Annotated in this window: 24 protein-coding genes; 18 read left to right on the forward strand and 6 right to left on the reverse strand. The window is 57.6% G+C overall.

The features are described 5' to 3' along the window. Positions 1 to 118 precede the first annotated feature (118 nt). The 6 genes from LOC68_RS07045 (at position 119) to LOC68_RS07070 (ending at position 6,976) form a co-directional block, all read left to right on the forward strand. Positions 119 to 862 carry an NIPSNAP family protein gene (locus tag LOC68_RS07045; RefSeq protein WP_230217146.1) on the forward strand — a complete coding sequence of 248 codons (744 nt, stop codon included), beginning with the start codon at positions 119 to 121 and terminating at the stop codon, positions 860 to 862. A gap of 93 nt (positions 863 to 955) precedes the next feature. Next, positions 956 to 2,647: a M48 family metalloprotease gene (locus tag LOC68_RS07050; protein WP_230217148.1), complete on the forward strand. Its 1,692-nt coding sequence runs from the start codon at positions 956 to 958 to the stop codon at positions 2,645 to 2,647. Between the two features lie 182 nt (positions 2,648 to 2,829). Then, a complete protein-coding gene (locus tag LOC68_RS07055) occupies positions 2,830 to 4,362 on the forward strand; it encodes a YifB family Mg chelatase-like AAA ATPase (protein WP_230217150.1) in 1,533 nt (510 codons plus the stop codon). A gap of 448 nt (positions 4,363 to 4,810) precedes the next feature. After that, complete coding sequence (locus LOC68_RS07060) at positions 4,811 to 5,029, forward strand: hypothetical protein (RefSeq protein WP_230217152.1); 219 nt, start codon at positions 4,811 to 4,813, stop codon at positions 5,027 to 5,029. A 509-nt stretch (positions 5,030 to 5,538) separates the two neighbouring features. After that, positions 5,539 to 6,243, forward strand: a complete 705-nt coding sequence (locus tag LOC68_RS07065; RefSeq protein WP_230217154.1) for a hypothetical protein — start codon at positions 5,539 to 5,541, stop codon at positions 6,241 to 6,243. Between the two features lie 64 nt (positions 6,244 to 6,307). Next, the gene (locus LOC68_RS07070; RefSeq protein ID WP_230217156.1) at positions 6,308 to 6,976 is read left to right on the forward strand and encodes a hypothetical protein; all 669 of its coding nucleotides are present in this window, start codon (positions 6,308 to 6,310) and stop codon (positions 6,974 to 6,976) included. A 75-nt stretch (positions 6,977 to 7,051) separates the two neighbouring features. Here the strand turns inward: LOC68_RS07070 and LOC68_RS07075 are convergent, their stop codons facing one another. Next, positions 7,052 to 7,558, reverse strand: coding sequence for a hypothetical protein (locus LOC68_RS07075; protein ID WP_230217158.1), 507 nt, complete (start codon positions 7,556 to 7,558; stop codon positions 7,052 to 7,054). Between the two features lie 219 nt (positions 7,559 to 7,777). Here LOC68_RS07075 and LOC68_RS07080 point away from each other — a divergent pair, with 219 nt between their 5' ends. The 3 genes from LOC68_RS07080 (at position 7,778) to LOC68_RS07090 (ending at position 9,468) form a co-directional block, all read left to right on the forward strand. Next, positions 7,778 to 8,176, forward strand: a complete 399-nt coding sequence (locus LOC68_RS07080; protein WP_230217160.1) for a hypothetical protein — start codon at positions 7,778 to 7,780, stop codon at positions 8,174 to 8,176. 47 nt (positions 8,177 to 8,223) lie between these two features. Further along, positions 8,224 to 8,541, forward strand: coding sequence for a hypothetical protein (locus LOC68_RS07085; protein ID WP_230217162.1), 318 nt, complete (start codon positions 8,224 to 8,226; stop codon positions 8,539 to 8,541). Between the two features lie 105 nt (positions 8,542 to 8,646). Then, on the forward strand, positions 8,647 to 9,468 hold the full coding sequence (locus LOC68_RS07090) for a hypothetical protein (RefSeq protein ID WP_230217164.1): 822 nt from the start codon (positions 8,647 to 8,649) through the stop codon (positions 9,466 to 9,468). Positions 9,469 to 9,530: 62 nt separating this feature from the next. On the opposite strand, the gene LOC68_RS07095 is transcribed toward LOC68_RS07090, so the two are convergent. Then, positions 9,531 to 10,448, reverse strand: a complete 918-nt coding sequence (locus LOC68_RS07095; protein WP_230217166.1) for an ARPP-1 family domain-containing protein — start codon at positions 10,446 to 10,448, stop codon at positions 9,531 to 9,533. A 146-nt stretch (positions 10,449 to 10,594) separates the two neighbouring features. Further along, entirely contained in the window at positions 10,595 to 13,981 is a 3,387-nt protein-coding gene (locus LOC68_RS07100) for a bifunctional serine/threonine-protein kinase/formylglycine-generating enzyme family protein (RefSeq protein WP_230217168.1), read from the reverse strand. Between the two features lie 321 nt (positions 13,982 to 14,302). Here LOC68_RS07100 and LOC68_RS07105 point away from each other — a divergent pair, with 321 nt between their 5' ends. The 8 genes from LOC68_RS07105 to LOC68_RS07140 all read left to right on the forward strand — a co-directional run bounded on the left by LOC68_RS07105 (position 14,303) and on the right by LOC68_RS07140 (position 20,516). Beyond that, entirely contained in the window at positions 14,303 to 14,839 is a 537-nt protein-coding gene (locus LOC68_RS07105; RefSeq protein WP_230217170.1) for a DUF1572 family protein, read from the forward strand. A 56-nt stretch (positions 14,840 to 14,895) separates the two neighbouring features. Beyond that, positions 14,896 to 15,711 (forward strand): hypothetical protein, encoded by an 816-nt coding sequence (locus LOC68_RS07110; RefSeq protein ID WP_230217171.1) that lies wholly within the window; start codon positions 14,896 to 14,898, stop codon positions 15,709 to 15,711. A gap of 151 nt (positions 15,712 to 15,862) precedes the next feature. Beyond that, complete coding sequence (locus tag LOC68_RS07115; RefSeq protein ID WP_230217173.1) at positions 15,863 to 16,627, forward strand: hypothetical protein; 765 nt, start codon at positions 15,863 to 15,865, stop codon at positions 16,625 to 16,627. Positions 16,628 to 16,768: 141 nt separating this feature from the next. Then, on the forward strand, positions 16,769 to 17,692 hold the full coding sequence (locus LOC68_RS07120; protein ID WP_230217175.1) for an SGNH/GDSL hydrolase family protein: 924 nt from the start codon (positions 16,769 to 16,771) through the stop codon (positions 17,690 to 17,692). A gap of 120 nt (positions 17,693 to 17,812) precedes the next feature. Beyond that, complete coding sequence (locus LOC68_RS07125) at positions 17,813 to 18,352, forward strand: hypothetical protein (protein ID WP_230217177.1); 540 nt, start codon at positions 17,813 to 17,815, stop codon at positions 18,350 to 18,352. A gap of 258 nt (positions 18,353 to 18,610) precedes the next feature. After that, a complete protein-coding gene (locus LOC68_RS07130) occupies positions 18,611 to 18,877 on the forward strand; it encodes a hypothetical protein (protein ID WP_230217179.1) in 267 nt (88 codons plus the stop codon). Position 18,878: 1 nt separating this feature from the next. Then, a complete protein-coding gene (locus LOC68_RS07135) occupies positions 18,879 to 20,126 on the forward strand; it encodes an MFS transporter (protein ID WP_230217181.1) in 1,248 nt (415 codons plus the stop codon). Between the two features lie 12 nt (positions 20,127 to 20,138). Further along, positions 20,139 to 20,516 carry a hypothetical protein gene (locus LOC68_RS07140; protein WP_230217183.1) on the forward strand — a complete coding sequence of 126 codons (378 nt, stop codon included), beginning with the start codon at positions 20,139 to 20,141 and terminating at the stop codon, positions 20,514 to 20,516. 36 nt (positions 20,517 to 20,552) lie between these two features. Here LOC68_RS07140 and LOC68_RS07145 read toward each other — a convergent pair whose 3' ends face one another. The 3 genes from LOC68_RS07145 to LOC68_RS07155 all read right to left on the reverse strand — a co-directional run bounded on the left by LOC68_RS07145 (position 20,553) and on the right by LOC68_RS07155 (position 23,043). Then, positions 20,553 to 21,023 (reverse strand): bacterioferritin, encoded by a 471-nt coding sequence (locus LOC68_RS07145; protein ID WP_230217185.1) that lies wholly within the window; start codon positions 21,021 to 21,023, stop codon positions 20,553 to 20,555. Between the two features lie 65 nt (positions 21,024 to 21,088). Further along, entirely contained in the window at positions 21,089 to 22,273 is a 1,185-nt protein-coding gene (locus tag LOC68_RS07150) for an NAD(P)/FAD-dependent oxidoreductase (RefSeq protein WP_230217188.1), read from the reverse strand. 11 nt (positions 22,274 to 22,284) lie between these two features. Next, positions 22,285 to 23,043 (reverse strand): DUF1641 domain-containing protein, encoded by a 759-nt coding sequence (locus LOC68_RS07155; protein WP_230217190.1) that lies wholly within the window; start codon positions 23,041 to 23,043, stop codon positions 22,285 to 22,287. A 336-nt stretch (positions 23,044 to 23,379) separates the two neighbouring features. On the opposite strand from LOC68_RS07155, the gene LOC68_RS07160 reads away from it, so the two are divergent. Further along, positions 23,380 to 23,964 carry an RNA polymerase sigma factor gene (locus tag LOC68_RS07160; RefSeq protein ID WP_230217191.1) on the forward strand — a complete coding sequence of 195 codons (585 nt, stop codon included), beginning with the start codon at positions 23,380 to 23,382 and terminating at the stop codon, positions 23,962 to 23,964. Positions 23,965 to 23,976: the final 12 nt, after the last annotated feature.

The following is a 23,976-nucleotide window of genomic DNA, read 5'->3' on the forward strand; positions in this document are numbered from 1 at the left end:
CAGAGTGGGGCGAATCTGGCCGAAAATGGTCGACTTGCCCTGTCTGGTTCGATTAAAATCAGACCCGCCCCATCTCATTTCCTTCCGTGCCCCCATTTGCGATCTGGAAAACTTGCTCATGAAATCGCTTTTGTTCCTGTCCGCCGCCTTGGCGACCTTCGCTTTCGCCTCCCTCGCCCATGCGGAAGAGACGCCTGTGTACGAACTTCGGATTTATACGACCAACGAAGGTAAGTTGGACGACCTGAACGCCCGCTTTCGCGATCACACCGTGAAGCTGTTCGAGAAGCACGGCATGAAGAACATGGGCTACTGGACGCCGACCGATCCGGCCCTCAAAGACAACACCCTGATCTACATCCTGCAGCACAAGAGCCGCGACGCCGCCAAAAAGAGCTGGGCCGCCTTCAGCGCCGATCCCGATTGGCAAAAGGCGAAGGCCGCTTCGGAAGAAAACGGCAAGATCGTCTCGAAGGCCGAATCGGTCTACATGAACGAAACCGACTTCTCGCCGCATGACCTGGAAAACGGCTCGAACACCCGGTTGTTCGAACTGCGGAAGTACACCTGCGCCGAAGGACGCCTGCCGAACTTGCATCAGCGTTTTCGGGATGGCGAACTCGACCTGTTCACCAAGGCCGGCATGCAGCACATCTTCTACTTTGAACCGACCGACACACCGGGGCTGTTGATCTACGTCGTCGCTCACAAGGATGACGCCGACGCCAAAAAGTCGTGGGCTTCGTTCCGCGGCGATCCGGAATGGATCAAGATGCGCGACGCTTCGGAAGCAGACGGCCCGATCGTCACCAAGGTCGAAAGCACCATGATGGTTCCCACGGACTATTCCGCTTTGAAGTAAGCGGCCCGGTCCTGACGACGTCATTTGGAGTTCGGTCGCGCGGCGAACCGCGCCGCGCGATCGAGCCTCCTGTTTCTAGCAGGCCTCCCCTTGATGATTCAGTTTCGCTGCAACGGTTGTCAGTCGGCGTTTAACGTCTCGGCTGACAAGCAGGGAAAAAAGGCGAAGTGCCCCAAGTGCGGCGAGATCACGCAGATCCCGCCGGCTGACGCCTCTGTTTCGGCGACCGCCTCTTCGGCCGCCCCCAATGTCGTTGCGCCAATCGTGATGCCGGCTGGCCCTGGCGCTCTCAATCGCAATGCCGATTCGCTTGGCCTGGCGGCCGCCGCTGCAACCGCCGAAAAACCAGTGCCGGAAGCCCCGCCGAAGCGAAAGCGGAACGACCAGGAGCGTCGCGACGAGGTGATGGGAGCGTTCAAAGGCGAATTTGAACGCCCCGAAGTCAAACCGACGTATGTCGCCAGTGCGGCGATCGTCTCGGTCGTGATGGTCGCGCTGCCGATGGTTTATCTCGCGATCATTGGAACGCTCGCCTGCGGAGTTGGTCTCTATGTGGGCCTTTCCGCAATCGCGTGGTACGAGAGCGCCGACTCATGGAATCATCCCAATCACGACTACTTCGTCACGATTGTTCGAGGCATCCTCTTCGTGATACCGCCGGTGATCGTCTGCACGGCGATCTTTTTTCTGATCAAACCGTTGTTCGCTCGCCCCGCTTATATCCATCGGACTCGTTCGCTGACCGAGAAGAGCGATCCGCTGCTGTTTGAGTTCGTTTATAAGATCTGCGAGTTGGTCGGCGCTCCCTATCCAACCCGGATTGACGTCGACGATCAAATGAACGCGTCGGCCCGCTTTCGCAGCGGCCTCTGGAGCGTCATCCGCGGGAATGACCTGGTCCTGACGATCGGCGTTCCATTAGCGGCCGGGCTCACGACGCGGCAATTCGCCGGCGTATTGGCCCACGAGTTTGGCCACTTCAGCCAAGGCGCCGGGATGCGGCTGACCTATATCGTGCGCTCGATCAGTCATTGGTTCGCGCGGGTCTCGTACGAGCGCGACGAATACGACGCCTGGCTGTGGCATATTGCCCGCACCAGCGATTTTCGGATCGGGATCCTCGTGTTCTTGTTTATGTTTTTCATCTGGATCGTGCGGACGATCCTGTGGATCTTGATGCACGTCGGGAACGTCGCCTCCAGCTTCTTGCTGCGGCAAATGGAATACGACGCCGACCAGTACGAGATTCGCCTGGCCGGCAGCGCGGCGTTCCAGCAAACCTCGCATCGCATGCGAATGGTCAACGCCGCCTATGGGCTGACGGTCGACTTGCTCTCGGCCGTCTTTCAGCAAGGCGCCATGGTCGACGACATCACCGCCTTTTTGAAGGTGCAGTTGCAACATATGCCGGAGGAGGTGAAGCAGGAGGTTCGCACCTCGATGGAGAAAGAGCGGACCGGCTTTTTCGACACCCATCCGTGCGATCGCGATCGCATCGCCGCCGCCATCGAAGCCAGGGCGCCCGGCGTCTTTCATTATGAGGGGCTCGCCGTCAATCTCTTCGACGACTTTGAACAGCTCTCGAAAAACGTCACGTGGGACCGCTACTGCCAACTGACCGGCAATCGCGTCCCGCCGGAGAGTCTGATCCCGTATCGCCAACTGATCGAACAGTACAAGCTCGACATCTTCGGCAAACACGCCAAAGAGAACATGTCGAAGGACGAACTGATTGCCATGCAGCGCGAGCTAGGCCACCCCGTAAAAATCCCGTTCGACGACTAAATCAATCCCCTTGGTGCCATGCTCTTGCGGCGTCTTCGCCGGATGAGCATGTCTTCGAAGCGTCGATTCGGCCAACCAATTTCCCCCAAAAAACACCCCAGCGCTTGCATCTACCGCCGCCATTCCCCAGAATGGTTGCGTTCCCGCCCGATCGGCGGGTGTCGTTTGAGGGCGGTCGCGCGATGCTCGCAAAACTTCGGACCTTTTCGCTGCTGGGGATCGACGCTGTTCCGGTCGACATCGAAGTCGACATTTCCCCCACGTCGATGCCCAAGACCGTGATGGTCGGGCTCCCCGAGGCGGCCGTTCGCGAGTCGATCCACCGCATCGAACGAGCGATCGTCAACTCCGGCTACGTGCGTCCGCAGGATCGCGTGGTGGTGAACATGGCCCCGGCCGACCTGCCGAAGAACGCCGCGTCGTTTGACTTGCCGACCTCGCTCGGCATCTTGGCGGCGAGCGGGCAGATTCGCTCCGAGCGTTTCGCCGACTACGCCGTGGTGGGCGAGCTCGCTCTCGACGGATCGATGCGGCCAATCAAAGGGGCTCTCTCCCATGCGATGCAAGCTGCCGCGATGGGCTTGAAGGGGATCGTGCTGCCGGCCGAGAACGGGGCCGAAGCGGCGGTCGTCGAAGAGATCGAAGCGATCCCGGTCCGCTCGCTGACCGAAGCGGTCGGCTTTCTCTCCGGCGCAATCGACATCGAGCCGGTGCCGCCGCGGATCGAAGAATACTTCCGCCAGTATAGCAGCTACGAAGTCGACTTCGCCGACGTCCGCGGCCAGGAAATGGCGAAGCGAGCGCTGGTGATCGCCGCCGCTGCCGCCCATAACCTGCTGATGGTTGGCCCGCCTGGTTCCGGCAAGACGATGCTCGCGAAACGCGTTCCGTCGATCTTGCCTGATCTGACTCCCAGCGAATCGGTCGAAACGACCCGCATCTACAGCGTCACCGGGCGACTACCGACCAATCAACCGCTGCTGACGCAGCGTCCCTTCCGTTCGCCGCATCACACGATCAGCGAAGCCGGTTTAGTCGGCGGCGGCAATCCACCATCGCCGGGCGAGATTTCCCACTCACACAACGGAGTTCTTTTCTTAGATGAGCTCCCTGAGTTCCAGCGCCGCACTCTCGAAGTGATGCGGCAGCCGCTGGAAGATGGCAATGTGACGATCGCCCGAGCAACGCGCAGCACCACCTTCCCGGCCGACTTCATGCTGGTCGCCGCGATGAATCCTTGCCCGTGCGGCTATCGCAACGATCCCCGCCGCGATTGCCACTGCAACGTCCCGCAAGTGGAAAGGTACATTGGAAAGATCTCAGGTCCGCTGCTCGATCGCATCGACATCCAAATCGAAGTCCCCGCCGTCCCGTTCGCCGAACTCTCGGCGAAAACGCCCGGCATCTCAAGCGAAGAAATGCGGGCTCAGGTCATGGAAGCGAGAAAAATCCAAGCCCGCCGCTTCATCGGCAGCAAGACCCGCTACAACGGTCAGATGTCATCGCGCGAAATCCGCAAGTTCTGCCATCTGACCGAGGCGAGCGTCGCGCTACTCAAACAAAGCGTCCACAGCCTTGGACTTTCCGCGCGTGCTCACGACAAAGTCTTGCGAACTGCCCGGACGATCGCCGATCTGGATGGGGCGACGAATATTGATATTCCGCATATTAGCGAAGCGATCAACTATCGGATGTTGGATCGGGGAGTTGGGTAAAACACTAGCCCGCTGCGCAAGCGAGGGAATGCGGCTGGCAACCATGAAAGGTGACGACCGAGCGACATAGCTTCCCTTAAACTGTGAGTGAGTTTCAAGAGAAGACACTGGCTAAGCCCAGTGGCACCCGGCGGAATGGTTAACGATTTGATGACACTATTAAGATGAGAGGAAAAAATATGAGAATCGGTCCAGTCGGAATCACAAAAGGAGAACTGAGAGCCGAACCGAATGGTTCTGGATTCAACGTTTGGGTCGGTGGCACAAGTCGCACGGACATCACAAAAGAGGAAGCCATCAAGTTTTTTGAAAGCAATACCACTCCAAAACAGCAGGGTGACAAAAACGCCGTCGTTGGATGGCTAGAGATGCAGAAATAAACCCGACTGAGAAGAGATTGGAATGCCCTCGTAGTGAAGTGAGTAGGGCCTAACTCGGAGATCTCCTCGTGAACGAGAAAAACATTGAAAGAGGAAGAGCGACGATCGAGATGACCAAGGAGGAGCTGACGTTAGTCAACAACGCGTTGAATGAATTTTTGAACAACATCGGCGACGTGGAGTTCACAACTCGAATTGCTGCCGACGCCGCTGAAATCAAAACGCTCCTCGACGACGTCAACCGCGTGCTTAACAACCATTTACTTAACCAAGAACGCCTTCCATGACTAGGAAGACACAATATTAGAAAATTGTAGCCAGTTTACGCTATGGTCTATTTCGCACCCTTGCAGCGGCTCGGAGCCTTGGCAGAGTTGTGTACCAGCCAGAGGGCCAACAGCCCCGTAGAACGGCGGCAAACGCCCAGGCAAACGGCTCCTGGTAGGTATACCGACAGCGGGATTACAGAGGGCTAGGGCTGTACACACGAAAAGCGACCAACTCCCAACGCCTGACCTCCTTTTTGGGATTTGGGACCCCGGAGTGGTAGGACGGAATGATGAGAATTCGAATATCTGCATGGCGACGGTTGCGACGAGGCGATGCGAGCCACTATTTTTCCCGTGACAACATCAAGCCCGGTGATCTCGTGGTGCTCGCATGTCGAGTGCCTGGATGGGAACAGAACCGCACAAGGAAACTTCGACGCCAGGCGCCCAACTCAAGAAGCTTGTACGAGATCGGGGGGGAAGATCATCACTGCCTTTCTGCATGTCGGATCTAGTTGGGATCCATCTTGGATTGGGCAGGTTACGAATCCCGCATCATAACATTAGAGGGCAAACAGAACGAAATCGCAGAAGTTCTACGGAAGGCCGAAGCCGAACTTGCCGACGCCGAACAGGATGCTTGCTCGGTGCGCAACTGGACCCGCAATCTCAAAGACCTGGTCGAAACGATAGGTAGTCGAGACGAAACCGAGTTGCGACTACGCCTGCGAATGCATCTCAAAGAGTTGATTACAGAGATAGAAGTATTCGCTCAGGGCTGTCAAACCGCGAGCGACCCTGAGGCCGACCGCGAAATTGCAAAGCTGGTGCGTGTCAACGGAAGGCTCAAGTATGTCCCAGCACCGATGCCCACGGAGAATGATGTTTATCAAGCAGTGGAGGGACAGGTCATGGAGCACGATCCCGACTTGTGGCGGGACAGGATGTTCCGCGACCTCATCAAACACATTGTCCAACTTCGCTTGACCAAGAAGGGGCGGTTCTTGCGTGTCCACTTTACCACACGAGCCGTGGTCGATCTCGTGCCAGAAGGCCGTCTGGCGTCTGGTATGGTGATGGTTGCTGATTCCAGACGCCGTGTTGGGTGGAGGTTTGTGCGACCGAAAGTTGATAGACTGTGGCGAGACTTCAAAACAGCGAGCAACAGCCATCATGTGAGGAACAAATTAGATGTCAACGGGCGAAACTCCTTGGGCGACGGGCCCAGCTGAGATATTACAGCATGGGTACGACCTGCTTGGGCAACCTGACTCAGATACGAATCGTCGACTGGCAATGATCATTATTGACAATGCAGTTGAGCAAATGTGTAAGACGTATCTCTCTTTGCCTTCCCGCATTACGGGCCTAGGAATCACTCGGCGTCAGGTCAATGAGGCGTTTGAGACATTTCCAGCACTACTTGATGCCATGGAAACACATGCCTCTGATAAGCTAAACGGTATCGATTTAGGAATCGTCGATTACTACCACCGGCTCAGAAACGAACTATACCATCAAGGCTTCGGCCTAACTATCGAGAGAAACAAGGTTGAAACATACTCGGACGTTGCTCGGGTACTCTTCCGAAATCTGTTCGATTACGACGTTGTTGGGACGACCACGAGCACTACCACCACTCCGCCTCCTGACGGGTCGGATCAGTTTCTCGCATTGGTCGAGAAGACAAACAGAATTGGGCAACTCGCAGAAGAGATACTCGAATCCACAGGAACTATCGATTCTGACGCTCGACGAATGTTTCCGCTTTCCACTCTGCTCAGTATGCTTAGGGGCAGCGGAGCAGTGACTGAACAACAAACTATTCGATTGAATGAACTACGCCAGCTAAGGAATGTGGTAGTCCACGGGCAAATACCTGCAACGGCGATTACGCAGGAAGCCCTAGACGAACTCGACACGCTCATTGGACATCTTGAACGCGAGTTAGACCGTGACGGGTAAACTGGCTACAACATACTGATGATGGTGGGCCGCCGGGCGCCACTGTCGTCTGCGACAGTGCTTTTCCATGGAACCCTAATACGCAGCCGGTTCGATCGATCCGTCCTCATTGGGAACGAAAGCGGAGATGATCGTGTCGCAATCGCTTTCCCACCAGGACGGTAATAGGCCTGCGATGACGGGCTTTCCGAAATAACCGGGATCTCGCAGCGCCTCTTCAAGTTCTACGTGCGTATCGCCGTTCGTGTCAGGAAGCCAGGACGCTGTGCCGTACTGAACAGGCGTCTGGCCAACGACAACCCACTCCGTTCCGTCGGGGATCTGCTCAATCGCCTGCGAAATGAATACGTCGTCGACCACGCCGCGCAGCGGCAGGTGAAATCCCCGGAGAATGACTACCGAAGTGGCTGGGCGTAAATCCCGGAGTCTATCCGTAAAACTCGTCGGCGTCGTGAAATGCTCATACGACGTGGCGCCGCCTTGATTGGGGTAACGCACAACGATAAAAACTTCGCCATCGGCGTCGATCCAGCGCGCAACGGTCGTGAGGAATGTCGCGTCCGTTGTTGGAACCAGGTCCATCGTTATCAAAGTCTCGTTCAAATTGCCGCCGAGGCGGCGTCGATGAGGAAGTCGCCGTGTTCTTTAATCTGGATGCGACGCACGGCGACGGCGGAGTCCTTTTGCTGTTAAGTATTGCATGGGCGAAGCGTAGGCAAAAGAATTGAGGAAGATCTTTGATCGGCCGCAGGGAAACGGAGGCCCTGCCGATCGAGTTCCGTCGCCAACGAAGCCATTCCCATGACCCGCTCCACCATCCTCTTATTCGACGCCATCATCAGCCTGGCGTTGGGCGTGTTTTTGGCGGCGTTTCCTCGCGCTTTGGTCGAGTTGCTGGGCCTGCCGGCTACGGAGACGGTGTTCTATCCGAGTCTGCTCGGGGGCGTGGTGATCGGAATTGCGATCGCCCTGTTTTACGAGTGGAAACTGGCGGCGAGCGGACGGTCAGGGGCTGGGTTGGGGGTGCGTGGCGCGATGGCGATTGATCTTTCGGCCGCGGCGTTTCTGGCTGGCTGGTTGATCTGCGGCGATTTGGAGTTGCCGATGCGGGGAGTGGTGATCTTGTGGGGGATCGTTGGTCTGCTGATCCTGGTGAGCGTACTGGGATTCTTGGCGGAGCAAAATCTGCCTCGAGAATAGAAGGCGCCTTTCGGCTCGCGTTACCTCTTCGATATTTGGATTGCGACATGTCAACGTCACGAAAGAACAAGCTGACCTGCGAAGAAACCGGCTCTTACCTGAGTCTTTCTGCGAAGCCAAATCCAGACAAGCTGCATATTGTTTTTTCCCCGAGTCTCGGCTCTTTGCTGTCCTATGCAACGAAGGAAAAAGGGGCGCCCCTTACCAAGGGCGAAGTTGAACGCATTCTCGCGAAGGCGCCTGCGATTGCCGTAACGAAGACGCAAGCGATCGCGTTACGGAACGATCGTGGTTACGAAGACATTGATCCGAAGCGGGCCTACGAATGCTGGATCGAGGCGCAGGAAGAGGAAAACGACGATTGATAAACTTAGGTAGCGAACTGGCGAACTTGATTTTTTTCCGCCGGTTTCTGGTCTTCGCTTGCCGCGCACCATGAACCTCGTCTTAACGGCAGTGTCCTTTTCCGCATGGATACCAACCTACTCACAAAAAAGTTCGCCAAGCTTGGCGCTCGGGCGAAGATTCGTCCGCCGGTCAATCGTCGTACGGGACAGATCTCTCGTCCGCTCGTGATTGACATCGGGCACGATCGCCTGGGTGAGTTCTTCGATATTCAGGCGAATAGCGACGCCGATGTCGAAGTGCTCGGCGTTCAACCGAAGGACCGGCACTTGCTGCTGATGGTCCGGCAAACGGCAGACCGTGCTGGCTTGCCGGATATCAAGGACAAGTTTCTGTGCGGTCATGATGAGCGGCACTGGTTTGTCGCCGGCGTGCCGGAGGCGGCTCCGGTCAGCAGCGTGGTGACCGCCAAAGAAGCGCTGAAGCCCGATCTGGTCCGCGATCTGGAAAGCGGAAAAAAGGGAAAGCGAAAGAACCGCAACCGCCGCAAGACGGAGACGTTCATTCGCCAAGGAGAATGGTTCTTCATTCCGACGCCAGGCGGCGTCGACGACGAGCAACTGGTTCGAAAAAATGAACCGTTGCGGCGTGGTCGAGGGAAGCCGCATCTGTGCGAGTTTCTGATTCGCGCCGGCGGAACCACCGTCTACGTTTGCGGCCAGCATCCCAATGGGTTGACCGAAGCCGAACGTCAAACGCTGCTGAAGCGGAACCCGGCCGCCGACAAGTGGAACTGGCGCGTGATGCAGCGGGATCCGACCGTCTTCGTACGGGGGCGCGTCTCGCATGCCGACCATGCGACGATCCATCTCGACGGATGGCACCGAGTCGCGATGAACACCGAGAACCGCTCGCGGGCGATGGCGTCGGTGGCGTTTCTGGACTGATCGCCTCAGAGAATTCAAAAAGAAAACCGGCGGAGCGAATGGCCCCGCCGGTTTTTTTGCGATTACACAGCCGCCAAGACGCTGCCGTGGATCAGATTGTCGGACAGGGTCAGGGCCGAGCCTTGATCTTCTTCGAATTCGGCCCGGTATTCTTCTCCTTCGCCGACGGTCGCGCCTTTTTCCCAGGCGGCAGTCGCGGCTTTCTGGTAAAGGCGGTCGACGTCGTCGATCGTCGCTTCCCCTTTCGCCGCTTTGCCGGCCGAGGCGGCGATCGCGTCCATCGTGAAGCCGGTCAAAAGGCGGTTCCAGACTTCCTGGCAAGTCGACGGTTTGTCGAACAGGTCGACGGCGACCACTTGCTGGCCGATGGCGACGGCCAGGCCGGTGGCGCCTTCGACATATTTGATTTTGGCCTGGTACTCGGCGCGGCGCTCTTCGTTCGCTTCAAACGCGGCGGACATGGCGCCGGACGGGGAGGAGGTGCCGTGTTCGAAGTGCATGCCGTCGACCTGACTCCAGACTTCGCCCTGGTCAGAACGATGACCGCGCTGCTTCTTCACCGACTCCGAGACTGACTTCTTCAGCGCGTAGCGGACCTTGCACGGAGCGTGCGAGCCGCTGCTGCCGAAGTGACGCGAGTGATAACGCCAACGTCCTTGCTCGACGCAGGAGACCGGGATCTTCACTTTGGAATGCGCGGCGACCAGGATCGACGTGTTCAAGATCCGGTTCTGCTTGGCGCCGATCAGTTCTTCGCCTTCCAGGAAGAGAACCCGCTGATCGCTTTGGTTGTCGACCAGCAGTTCAGGGACGGAGCCTGACTCGCTCACTTCTTCGACCACGACCGATTCATCGGCGAGGGCTCGACTCGACAAGATGTAATCGACGCCGACATTCTCCTTGGTAAACAGAGGGAAGACCGCGAGGGCCTCGTGACGGAGAGGCTCGCCAATTCGAATTTCAGGGATTGCTAGGGGCACGATTGACCTCCATGGAAAAAAGAAGAGAGAGTCCAGAAAGACACGCAGCGGCGCGAAGAGGTTCGTCGCTGGAATGGGGCGAGCGCGACGAACGAGGCCTGTAGATTGCCCAGCGATTTCGCGGCTAGGGCTGGCGTTTGGGGATATTACTTGTCGCTGCTCTCGACGGAGGGCGAGCCTTCTGGTTCCGGTGTGGAGTCCGTTTGGGGAGCGTTCGGCGGATCGAAGGTGCGAACGATGCGAAAGCCGACGAAATAGGTGCGATAAGTGGGCGTTGACTGAGGCCAACGGGAAGCGGATCGACAGACGATCGGATCGCTGCCGAAATTTCCGCCGCGAAAAACAGGTTCTTTTCCTTCGCACCATTCGTGTGCGTTCCCGTGCATATCGAATAGTCCGAAGTTATTAGGCTGCTTGGAACCAACGGGCGAGCTCGCCTTTCCCCAAGCGAAGAAATCATTCAGCCGGCGTACATCCATGTTGTATCGCGTCGTAGTGCCTGATCGGCAGGCAAACTCCCACTCGGCCTCGGTTGGCAAGCGATAGGTCACCCCTTCTTTATCGCTAAGCCATCGGCAGAAGGCGACCGCGTCATTCTTGGAGACGTTGAAGACTGGATGTTCCTCTAACTGTTGCGTCTCCAATCCGAGGTTGTTGTTCCAGAGAAACTCCGGCGATCTCACCGGTTTGCCTTCAATCAAGCCCCAGCCGCCAAAGCCATCTGTTTCGGCGTCGGTTTGATAGCCGGTCGCTGCGACAAACTTGCGAAAATCGCCTCGGCGGACTTCGTGAATGCCGACGGCAATCGGCGCTGGTAAGACTTGCTTCTGCTGGGGCGTTTCGGAGCGAATCATGTCGCGGAACATCTCCGGCAGTTCGGCCCCTTCCACCAATAACTGCGCCACTTCTACCTCGCTGCTCCCCATCAAAAACTCGCCGGGAGGAATCACGCGGAACTTCATGCCGATCGAGTTCTCCATTTCGACCGGAACTCCGAGTCGTTTGGCCCAGGCCGCTTGTTGCTGCTCGGCCTCTTGGGCGGTGAACGGAACGACGAGGGGCGCCGCTTCGACTGGGGGCTGATTGCCGAAAGTGGGATTCGAATTGGGAATTTGTGCTGCGACGGGACTCGTTGGTTGGAGCACGTTGACAGTGCAGTCCGGAAGCGCCTGCTTGAGGTTTGCTAAACCTTCCGCAGAGTAAGAATTGTCTCTCCAGAAAATGGTGATCCGCTTTAACTGTTGAAGGCGGCTGATCTGCCGTAAATGTTCGTCGGTCAATTGATAGACAAACAGTTCTCGGAGGGGCGTGATGGTTTTCAACAGGTCGACGGCCTCAGGGGTGAACATTGGCCCCGAGAGACTGAGTTCGTGAAGTCGGGGCAGGTCTTCGAGTGCGGCCAGTCCTGTGGAAGTGACTTGGGTGTCGCTAAGGCCCACCGATTCGAGGTTCGTAAGACTGGAGATAAGAGAGAAACCTTTGTCCGTAATTGCCGTGTGCGAAAGGTAGAGGATTCTCAATGTGGTGAGCTTGCTGATGATTTGCATGCCGTTGTCGGTCGTCGGGCAACTTCCCAAATCGAGAAAGACGAGCGAACGTAACTCCTCAAGGCGGCGTAAATCTTCGTCGGCGACCGGCTTCGATCGGGCGAAGACGCCACGTACGAGAAAGTCACCGTCAGGAAGGTCTTTCGCCGTTTTTGTGGTGCTGTTCGTCGCATCGAAATGCGTTACGTAAGGAGCACGCAGGACGCTTTGCGATTCGGTTGTTGCGTTCTGCTGCGGCGGAGACTCAAGCAAGACCCAGCCGCCAAGTTTCGTCGTCCACTCAGCGACTTTTCGCTCCGCTGCAAACTGATCCGGGCTATTGCTGCTGGTGTGCGTAGCAGGGGACGTCGGTTCTAGTCGTACTTTGATTGACTGCTCGTTTCCTGTCGCGAATGAGAATTCTTTGGTGAAGGTCTGGAAACCAGCGAGCTTCACCGTGAGGTCATGGCGATTCTCATCGGGAGTGATCTCGATCCGTGGATGCTCTTGGCCGGTCGTGATCGTGATCTTCTTCTCGCCGTCAACCAACACTTCGGCTCCGGCAATTTCGGGCTGATTGATTTCCAGAACGACGGTTCCGGCGGGCGTCTGCAATTGGAGGAGAAAGCCGGCCAGTAACGCGACGCCTCCCAGCAATCCGGCGGCGATCCAGGACCAACGTTGGGCTGTCGATCTGCCGGGACGAGCGGCGACGCTCGAGGTTTTCGCCTCATCTCCGCTCGGCAAGGTTTCTAACGCTGCGATGACATCGGTCATGCTCTGGAATCGATCTTCCGGTCGCTTGGCGACCATTTTTTGGAAGACCGCATCAAGCTCGGCAGGAACGTCTTGCCGTTGGTCGCACAACGAAGGAATCGCTCCGTCCCGGTGGGCCATGAGCGTCTTCATCATCGTGTCTTGGCGATAGATCACGCGGCCGGTAAGCAAAAAGTAGAGGGTGCAGCCGAGCGAGTAGATGTCGCTGCGAGCGTCCGCTGCGCGGGTATCGAACGCTTGCTCTGGGGCGAGATAGGCGATGGTACCCATTACCATCCCCGTCTGCGTCAATTCTATCGACTCGCTTTTTTCCTGTTCGGAATCTCCTCTCTCGATCCGGGCCAAGCCCATGTCGAGAATTTTGACTTTTCCCTTGTTGGTGAGGAGTAAGTTGGCCGGCTTGATGTCTCGATGGATGATCCCGAGTTGATGCGCATGGGCAAGGCCGCGGGCGGCTTGGATGATGCAGTCGACCGCTTGCGCGATTGGCAACGGTCCCTGCTGGCGAACAATTTTGGAGAGATCGTTGGCGTTGACCAGCGACATGACCAGGAAGTGATAACCCTTGTCTTCGTCGGCGTCAAACGCGGCGACGATGTTGGGATGGTCCAACTTCGCGGCGGTTTTCACTTCGCGATGGAAACGCCGAACCTTGTCCTCGGAGTTCACCGCTTCCTTGGGCAAAATCTTGAGAGCGACCAGTCGATCCATCTCCTGATGCAGCGCTTTGTAGACGACGCCCATGCCGCCGGCCCCAAGTTCGTCCAACAGGATGTACCGATCGAGCACCAAGGGGAATTCTCCCCCTTCGAGCAAGACCTTCGCCTGAAAGTGGGTAAGCTGTTTCTCTTCGACAAGCTGCTGGGCGAAGGATCGAGCGTCGGCAGCGGAACTGCGAGCCCGCAGGTCGTGGACTTGCGGGGCGTTGATCAGCCCCGAATCGACAACGCGTTGGTAGAAAGCGTCAAGGCTCAGTTCGGACTGGGGAAGGGAAGACGTCTCGGCAGGCGGCGAAAAACTGCCGATCACGGTCTCTTGCAGATTGCCATCGTCAGAGTCGTCGTAGGCGGCTAGACGGTTGGTCAACTTGAAGTCGTGGATCAGCTGCGACAATTCGGGAACAAGCTCGGGATGCTCCGGGCAAAGCTCTTCGGCCGACAACTCGTCTCCTTGCTGACGCCGCAAGTTCCAATGCGCGAGTAGCTCTTGCAGTTGCTCTTGCTTGTCCATGCTGACTCACTTACTCGGCGATCTCAAGCGATGCGTCGCTGCTGTTGGCCAGCGAAGTTGAAGATTCTCGCGGCAGGGGGACGGACGAAGTCGCTTGCGCGGAGGTTTTTGCCTTGCCGGGCTGATTTTTCGTCATTGCGGGTAACATGAATCTTTTTGACTGCGAGGTGACGATGCAATACCTTGCCGGAAAAGATTGGCAAAATCGTCCCGTAGCGGTTGCTGGTGGAGGTTGTTGGCTTCGTTTTGGGAAGAATTTTCCGCATGCAACGCCCCAGGATGGCGCTGTTATGCGAATATGGGAAAAGGAAGGTCGGCGTTATGACTGAGTTGGCGCAAGCGATGTATGACGGGGCGATCGCCGCGTTTCGAACGCACAAGGGATTGGCCGACAAGGCGATCGTTCAGCTGGCGGACGAACAGCTGCGGGTGGCGCTGAGCCCGGACGTCAACAGCATCGCGCAGATCATGAAGCATGTTGCCGGCAACTTGCGTTCGCGGTGGACTGATTTTCTGACGACCGATGGGGAAAAGCCGTGGCGCAATCGTGACGAAGAATTCGTCGATACGCTCGCGACGCGCGAAGCGTTGATCGCCGAATGGGAATCGGGTTGGGAGCGGCTGTTTGAAACGCTGACGGCGCTGACGCCGGAAGATGCGGGGAAGATGGTGACGATCCGCGGCGAGTCAATCAGCGTCCCTGCGGCGATTGATCGCTCGCTGGCTCATTGCGGCTACCATGTCGGGCAAATTGTGCTGATCGCCCGGGTGTTGGCGGGAGACGATTGGTCGACGATCACCATCGAACGAGGCGGTTCGGAAGCGTATAACAAGCGGGTCTGGGGGAAGGGGCATTAGTGAGCGTTGCGACAACGAATTGGATTCGTTGGTGACGTTTCTATGGGAGCTGTTGTTTGTTAAATCGATTGTGCGATCTGTTCATCGTCTTGATCATCGCGTCCGTTTCGTACGTCTTTCTGGTAGGCGCGTTGGAAGCGAAGACTTCGATCGATATCTCTGTCTTCTATCACATGTTGATCCCGATCGTCGCGTTCATCGTGGCGGCGATTTGCCATGCGCTCTGCGACAGCGTTTTACGTACGCGGCGCCAGACTCGGACGCAGTGCACGATTTGCAAGAAGACGTTCGAGGCGAAAAATGAGAGTTTGCAGGGGGGGCAGGCGATTTGCCCTGGATGCGCCAAGCGTATCGCGGGAGGAAGCGGCGACGGCAAGATGCTTCTGCTTCTCTTTTGGGAATTCGTGCCGGTCTGGCTTCTTACGCTGGTCATGATCTGGTCAGCGGGAGCAGTGCTGTTTTGCTTCCCGGAGGTTCGGCTTCCCGAAAAGGAGCTGACGAAGATCGAGGGAACCTGTCAGAGTAAAAGCATCGAGAAGTCGATGATCAAGATCGAGTGTCGGATCGGGGAGTCGATCCGGAAGCTTTCGGTCAGCACCGACATGCGGCGTCGGCTGGAGTCACTCGAAGTTGGCGATCGGTTCTACGCGATTGTTACGAGCAAAGGGGAGATTCGCGAACTTGGCGAAGAGGGGCGTCCCCTCTTCCAAGAGGAGCATCTTACGGCCGCCATGCGGAATACCGAACTGGCGATCTCCGCCATCTTTCTGTTGATCGGCGTTGGGCTGGTCTATTGGTTGTATCGAAAGATGGGAAGTGCGCTGAACGCGATAGAGAAGGAGCGGAAACGTCTGTCCCTGACGGCAACGTGAATCAGACGAGAAGCGAACGTCAACTCGCGACCGGTTTCAGCACGCGAGGGGGGGCGGAGGCGAAAGTTGGAAACTTTTTCGGGACGTCATTCGTCGTTACCGTAGAAGTGCCTCTTGGCGTCCGTTTGTTGATTCTGGAGTTCTGGTTTCCATGTCTGTTTTTCGTTTGCTTGTCGCAATCTGCCTGACGGCGGTTTTGTCCGTTTCTCTTTTTGCCGCCGAGGAAGCGGGGGACGCTTGGTCGGGCAAGCTTCAGGATGCGGCGCTGCGTGAGCTCGCGCCGAAGGCGGGGTTCATCGCTGATGCGGAGACATGGAAGATGTTGTGGACCGCGTGGCGACCGGACGAAGAGTTGCCGGCGGTTGATTTCGCGAAAGAGTTGGTCATGGTCGGTACTGTGCCGGGGCCGAATCTGGTGATCATGCGTCCGGTCGTGGAAGAGGGGAACGTGAAGTTCGTCGTCGGCGGGACCAAGATCGGCGGACCAGGCTTCGGCTACAAGCTGGTCAAAATCGCCCGCGAAGGAATCGAGACGGTCAACGGCAAACCGATCGCCGCGAAAGGGGTTCAGGGGAAGCTCGTCATTCCGAAGACGGTCGGCTCGTTCGCGGGACATACGCTCGAGATCAAGCTGTTTGAGTTCGATCCGTTTCTGGCGGATGTGTCGGCCAAGCTGGTCGATCAGTTCGATGCGAAGGAGTTCGGGCACACCGCAGGGGAAACGACCGAGCTTGAGTTCACGGTTGGCGGCAAGCTCGAGCCGCGCCAGGACCGGAGCTATTACATCACGGTCTTCGTTCTGAAGGATGGCCAGCGAACGCACATGGGCGAACTGGATGGAAAACCGGGTTTGTGCAAGGTGCTGACCGAGGGAAATCCTTCGGAAGTGAAGATGATCGTGCGGGCGGTTCGCTAGGCCTGGCGATCGCGGCAGGGTACCGGAGTGGGGAATCATCACGCGATAGTCGATCGCGTGATTTTTCGTAGTAGAATGGAAGTTCGCAGAATTCCTGTTCGCTGCCTCCTTCCGCCCCATCCCTCCCCGCAAAGGCCGATCATGAAATATCGACTCCCCCTCGCCGCCTTCTTGTCGCTCATATTTTTGGCTGCGTGCATCGCCGCTGAGCCGAACCAAAAGGAATCGCCTGCCGATAAGTTGGCGGGCAAGCGGGTCGTGTTTCTCGGCGACAGCATCACCCAGGCCGGCAAGTACATCACGTTTGTCGACTTCTATTTGGAGAAGCTGTATCCGGATCACGATTTTGATATCTACGGTCTGGGCCTGGCGAGCGAAACGCTCTCGGGGTTGAGCGAAGAAGGGCATGCCGGCGGGAAGTTTCCGCGGCCTTGTTTGTTTGAACGGTTGGGGCGACTGCTAGAGCGAGCGAAGCCGGACGTGGTGTTCGCTTGCTACGGCATCAACGACGGGATTTACAAGCCGCTCGATGAAGAACGCTTCGCCGCGTTCCAGCAGGGAGTGAAGAAATTGATCGCCGACTGTCAGGCGGCCGGCGTTGAGCAGATTTATTTGGTGACGCCTCCGATCTATGACGCAACGCCAATGCCAGGCGAGTTCAACTACGACTCGGTGATGACGAAGTACGCCGAATGGGAAATGAGCTTGAAGGAGCCGGGCGTGACGGTGATCGACCTGCACACGGCGATGCGGAAGGCTCGCGACGCGCAGGAAGAAGTCTTCTCGAAGGACAAAGTCCATCCCGGCGAAGCGGGGCACCTGTTGATGGGGAAAACGATTTTGGCCGGACTCGGTGTGAACGTGCCGGAAGAGCCGCTCGCCAAGGTTCAGGCGGATCCGCTCTTGAAGCCGGTCGATATGCTCCGCCAATATCGCTCGGCAAGCTGGATGAAGCATATCGGCTATACCCGCGAAAAGACGGTAGCCCCGGAACCGCTGGGAGATGCGGAGCAAAAGGAGGAGATGATGCAGGCGGAGATCGACCGGATCCGGCAGGAAGACTAGGGGAAAGGGGCGTCGCTAGCAGCGCCGAAAACTGGGAACTTTCGTCGTGACAGACGAGGCGCAAAGAGGTAGCATCCGAGCGCCTCACGGTATTTCCTGAACCCCTTGGAGCGAGCAAGGATGCTGGCCAAGAAGAACCTTTCGCTGCTGTTGCCGGGCGCCGTCTGTCTGGCGATGTGGGGCGGCATGACCTACGCCGACATCGACGGCCGGACGCAGTTTCTGGTGCTCGGCCCAGTCGCGCTCGTCGCACTGGCCTATCATCAGACGCAGCTCAAGCCGTTGCCGGAGCAGATGCCGCGGCTCGCGTGGTTCCCAAAGTATCGCTGCCGCTGCCAACTGGCCGAATCGATTCGCAATTCGGCCGATCCGCTGCGCGAGATCGCGCTCCGCTTCGAATCGCTCGGCTTTGAATGCGATCGCCAGACGCCGCTGGCGCTTCACTTCACTCGTGGACACGCTCGAGGCGATTTTGACGTTCGCCTGGCCAAATTGAACGTGGCGGTAACGATGCCGGCCGCGGGGGAAGTGGAATTGTCGGTCAAAGCGGAATGGCTTGTTCTGTTTGATACCGGCGACCTCTGGCGACAAACCGACGAATTGAAACGGGCGCTGGAGCTGGAGAGCCCTCAGCGCGAGCATCTTGCTGCGGCCGCATAAGGCGTAGGGGAGAGTGCCGCGGCAAAACCATTGGCGGTCGGCGTTTCGGTCTCTTATATTGTCAGCTTCTCGTGAATGACGCTGGCAGCTCTTTCAATGGCGTGATGAGACAAACGCAATGAACTTCCAAGATCGAGCCATCGACTATGTTCTTTCGCAGAACAAGACTCTGTTTGAGTTGGAAGGGAAGATTGCCTGCAAGTCGGGATTTGACGGCGTGTCGGATGAAAGACAGGAATACTTGTTCCTGCGATGGACATGAAACGATTCGTCGCCAGTTTGGCTCTGCCGCTCGTCGGCGCTGGTCTTGTCACGGCAGGCTTTCTCTACGGCCTGGAGTTCGCCAACATCCCTTACCAAGATCCAACGCCAGAGTTGCAGGCGAACTGGGAGTATCACCATTCGATTGCGGCAACCACCATGAAGATTGGCGGCGGAATCTTTTTGCTGGGATCGCTTGGCAGTAGTTGTCTATTGATGTGGGTATGGCTGAGTCAGACCAGCGCGATCGGGGCGGAGGACTAGGATGGAGCCGACATCTGCGGCGCCTGAGTCGACGCCTGAGAAGCCGGAAGCCCGGCCGCCGCTTCCACGGAACGTCAAGCTGCTCGGCGCTGCAAGTCTGTTGAACGACATTGCGAGCGAGATGATATATCCGCTGATGCCGCAGTTTCTGCTGACGGTGCTCGGCGGGAATCGGTTTTATCTGGGGATCATCGAGGGGCTGGCCGAATCGGTCTCGAGCCTATTGAAGTTGTGGTCGGGCGCGTTTTCAGATCGCGTTGGCCAGCGGAAGGGGCTGGTCGTCTTTGGCTATACGTTGGCGGCCCTTGCGAGGCCCTTGATCGGCGTTGCGACGGCGCCGTGGCATATGCTCGCCGCGCGAATGGCCGATCGAGTGGGGAAGGGGGTGAGAACTTCGCCTCGTGATGCGCTGATCGCCGACTCGACGCCGGCTGGAATGCGGGGAAGGGCCTTTGGCTTTCACCGCGCAATGGATCATCTGGGAGCGGCGATCGGTCCTGTCCTGGCGACTCTCTTTTTGCTGGCTTGGCCGGGAGAGTTGCGATTGCTGTTTCTGTTGACGGTGATCCCCGGGCTGCTGGTGGTGCTGCTGTTGACGTTGGGATTGCGGGAAGAGTTGGCCGAGCCGGCGGAGAAGCAGGAAGAAGCGGAGGCGCCGCAGCCGTTCGATCGCAACTTCAAGCTCTACATGTTTTCGCTGATCGTCTTTACGCTTGGCAACTCGAGCGATGCGTTTCTGCTCGTGCGGGCCGGCGAATTAGGCGTGCCGACGGCGATGTTGCCGATGCTCTGGTGCGCGTTCCACTTTGTGAAAAGCGGCGGGAATCTGTTGGTTGGCCGCGCGGTCGATAAGATTGGCGCCAAGCCGCTGATTCTGGCCGGCTGGATGTTGTACGCGGCGATCTATCTGGCGTTCGCCGCAGTCGTCTCGGCCTGGCAAGTGACGCTTGTCTTTTTGGCGTACGGATTCTTCTACGCGCTGACCGAACCGGCCGAGAAAACGCTTGTTACGTCGCTGGTAGGCGAGCAGAGAAAAGGGCTCGCCTTCGGCTGGTTCAATTTCGCGATCGGCATTTCGACATTGCCGTCGAGTCTGATCTTCGGCTGGCTCTATCAGCAGTATGGAAGTTTCGTCGCGTTTGGCTGGGGAGCGGCGCTGGCGGGCTTGGCTGCGATCTTGCTGCTGGGAGTGTCGGCGCCGAACGCTGCGGCAGGGGATAAGGGAGAGGCCGATACCGCGTTCAAGTAAGGAGCGTTTGCCATGAACGAAAACGAAGTCGAATATGACTACGACAGCTATGTCGAAATATGGCGGACGATCATGACGAACGTCTTGCAGTGGAATGATTGGCAGCAGGAACTATGGCTCCAACGGACCGGATATCCGTTGTTGTCGACCAAGGGCTTCTGTTTTCATGAGGAGCCGTGGTACTGGCTGCACTCGGAGATTGCAGCCGAGTTTTACGAGAGCTCGAGTTGGAGCGTAGACCTCTTGCGAGGTATTGAAGGAAAACTGTGTCGGATTTTGGGCGAAGTATTTCAGCACAACGCCGTCGATCTGGAGAAGCGAGAGTCGCCGCAGTTTTGGGAAGAAGTCCGAGCACGCTGTCGAGAAGCGTGCCGCGTTGACAACGCGTAGGCTGGGTTTTGCCCAGCCTACGACGAATCTGGCGGACTAGTTCCCCGACATATGCTTCGCGATGTAGGCCGATTCCCCCATCCGCTCGATCAGATCGAGTTGCAGCTCGAGCCAGGCCATGTGACCTTCTTCGTCGAGCACGATGCTCTCGAACAAGGTGCGCGTGCCGATGTCGGAGTCTTGCGACGCTTGTTGCGAAGCGGCGGTGTAGAACTGGATCGCTTCTCTTTCGTCTTCCAGGTCGGAGGTGAAGAGCTCGGCGAGGGTATTAGCGCGGATCGGAGCTTTATCGAGGGTGAGCGCCGGGTCTCCTTTGAGGAACAAGATCCGTTCCAGGTACTTTTCAGAGTGCCCCAGCTCTTCCTGCATTTCTTCTCGCATCTTGGCGGCGAGCAGATCGAGCCCCCAATCGTCGAGGACCGCCGCATGCAGTTGGTACTGATGGCAGGCGGTCAGTTCCATCGAGAGCGCTTTCTGCAGATTCTTGATCGAGTTCGCTTGAGGCATCGCGTCGGTTCCTTCGATTGTGGGATTCTTCAGTCGTTGGGAGCGCTCGCTCGATCACGCCAGGCTTACGCTCTCCCTTTCAGCATGCCGTGCCAATATAACGCAGGCAGGCCATACTTTTTAAGGAGGAGCATGCTAAATCGTTCCTGCGCTTGATTGAACGGGAAGGTCTCTTCCGGCTCGCCGTCGTAATTGAACTCGGCCAGCACCAAACTGTCGTAGCCGGTGACGACCGGGCACGACGTATAGCCGTCGTAAATCGCGGTCAGCGGCTGATGTCGCATTTCCGACAAAAGGTTCTCGACCAACACCGGGGCCTGTTTGCGAATCGCGGCGCCGGTTTTGGAAGTCGGCAGGCTCGCTGCGTCGCCGAGCGCAAAAACATTGGAAAACCGGACATGCTGCAGCGTGTACTGATCGACGTCGACCCAGCCGGCTTCGCTGGCCAGTTCGCTGTTGGCGACAAAGTCAGGGGCGCCCATCGGCGGCGTGACATGGATCATGTCGTAATGGAGGACTACTTCTTCTTCCGTATCGGTCCGGCGATAGATCGCTTCTTTCGAGTCAGAGCGAATTTCGACCAGATCATGACGAAGTCGCGTTTCGACTCCTTTTCGCGCCACTGTCTTTTCGAGAACTTCCCGATATTTATCGACGGCGAAGAGCCGAGGCCCGGCCGCTGTGAAAATCACGTTAATCTTGTCGCGAACGCCGCTACGGCGGAAGTAATCTTCGGCCAGATAGCAAATCTTCTGCGGGGCGCCGCCGCATTTCACGGCGCCAGCTGGTTGGGTGAAGATCGCGGTTCCTTCTTTCAGCTCGCGAATGAACTTCCAAGTGCTGCCGACGGTGTTGATCGAGTAGTTGCTGCAAACGCCGTTCTTGCCGACCGCTTCCCGCAGCCCTTTGATCTTGTCCCAGTTCAGCTGAATGCCGGGGGCAACGATCAGATAGTCATACGCAACTTCGACCCCTTCGCGCGTCGTCAGGCTGTTTTGATGGGGATTGAACGCAACGACCGCGTCGCGGATCCACTCAACCCCGTACGGGATAACGTCCGCTTCGTTCTTGCCGGACTGCTCTGGCGTAAACATTCCACCGCCGACCAACGTCCAGAGCGGTTGGTAGTAGTGCTTCTCCGACGGTTCGATGATCGCGATGTCGAGCGTGGGATCGGCGTTTCGCAATCGCGCGGCGGTCGAAATGCCTGCCGTTCCTCCGCCGACGATGACGATTTGGTGGTGGCTCATAATATCGACTCCTACGATTGCGATTGTTGGGATACGGGGCTATTGGGATGTTTCGCTTCGAGCATGCCGCCGAAGCATTTGCTGAACTGCACGGCGAATGCGAGGGCACGCTGCGTGTTTGGATCGCGGGCCGCTTTCAGCATGCCGAACAAACCGATACGGGGCGGAACCGGATGTTCGCAGCTGCCTTGACGGCAACTCGACAAGGCGCTACCGGCCAGGCTGACCGTTTCGACCGACGCCTCGCTAAGGACGTCCGATTGCAGCAGATAGCCAAGCCGATCAAGCTCTTCCTTCCGGATCTTGCCGCCGAGATAGAGGGCGGCGTAGAGACCGTTCTTGAGGCTTTGCTCCAGCTCGATTCCTTCGTTCTTTAGATTGGCCGCCCATTCGTCAAACGTGTCGATCGCGATGGCGACCAGGTTGGGCAACTCTTCGGCGGCGCCGGCCGCTTGTTGCAGCTTCGGCAGATGGTCGACCAGAGAGCTGAGGGCCTGCATGTTCTGCGGCTCGGTCAACTTTTTAACCAGCTTCAGAATATCGGTCGCACGCTGCTCCAGGTCGATGCCTTGATCGGCCGCCTGACGAGCCAGGCTGTCGAACAGGTCGACGGCGATCGCCACCAGATTGGGAAGCTCGCGAGCCGCTTGCAGCAGCTTGTCGAGCTCTTCCGCGTGATCGAGCAGGCGGTGGAGCATCTCCTGCGTCTGCGGTTCGTTCAGGCGCTGGGTAATCGACATCGAACGCTCACTGACTTGGACGTCGCTCATCGCGATCCTCGCTTCTGCATTGGGCGGATGGCGGCCGGAGTCGCCAATCGGTGCGTCACTGTTACTTCTTTATATCGGAAGATCGCGACATGTCAATTCTTTGGGCGGGGGAGCAGTTTGGCGAAACGGCGAAATGCCAGGAAATAGGCCGTAAACGACCAGTTTCGTCGTGCAGTTTTTTCGACAATTGCATGGACTTTTTGGCGGTAGGTGAGGGATTTGGGGGGCGGCGTCCGCTTCTATTTTTAGAAACGGGAAATCTAGTAGAAGTGGAGGGTGCTTTGCTATCATTAAGGGATCACAAGCGTCACAAGGCGTTCTGTCGCAAAGGCATGTATGACTTCGCAGGCAAACACCACCCAACTTCAAGCGCTCATCGACCTGGCGTCGCAGGGAAACAAAGAGGCGTATGGGGAGCTGATCGGTCAAGCGTCGACGCGTCTGCTTCACCTGACGCGCAAAATGCTGCGGGGTTTCCCTCAACTGCAACGTTGGGAGGGAACCGATGACGTCTTTCAAACCGCGGCAATGCGACTATACCGTTCTCTCTCGGACGTTCAGCCTGCGTCGGTTCGCGAGTTTCTGGGCCTGGCGACGCTACAAATACGCCGTACCCTTATTGATCTTGCCCGGCACCACTGTGGTCCCGGACGTCACGGCGACAAGCATCACAGCGATGGAGACGGCGGAGCGCTGCAGCAAGCGGCGTCGAGCCCTGATTCGCTTGACGACTGGCTGCGACTTCACCAGGCCGTGGAGCAGTTGCCCGCGGACGAACGCGAAGCGTTTCAACTGGTCTGGTACGCCGGGATGCCTCAGCAGGAAATCGCCCAGTTGCTGGACATTTCCGTTTCTACGGTGCAGCGACGCTGGTATCGCGCACAAAGCGCCTTGGGCGCCATTCTGCGAGCCGATTCGTAGTCTTTTCAGGGG

This window comes from Blastopirellula sediminis, from assembly GCF_020966755.1.
GTDB classification, from domain to species: domain Bacteria; phylum Planctomycetota; class Planctomycetia; order Pirellulales; family Pirellulaceae; genus Blastopirellula; species Blastopirellula sediminis.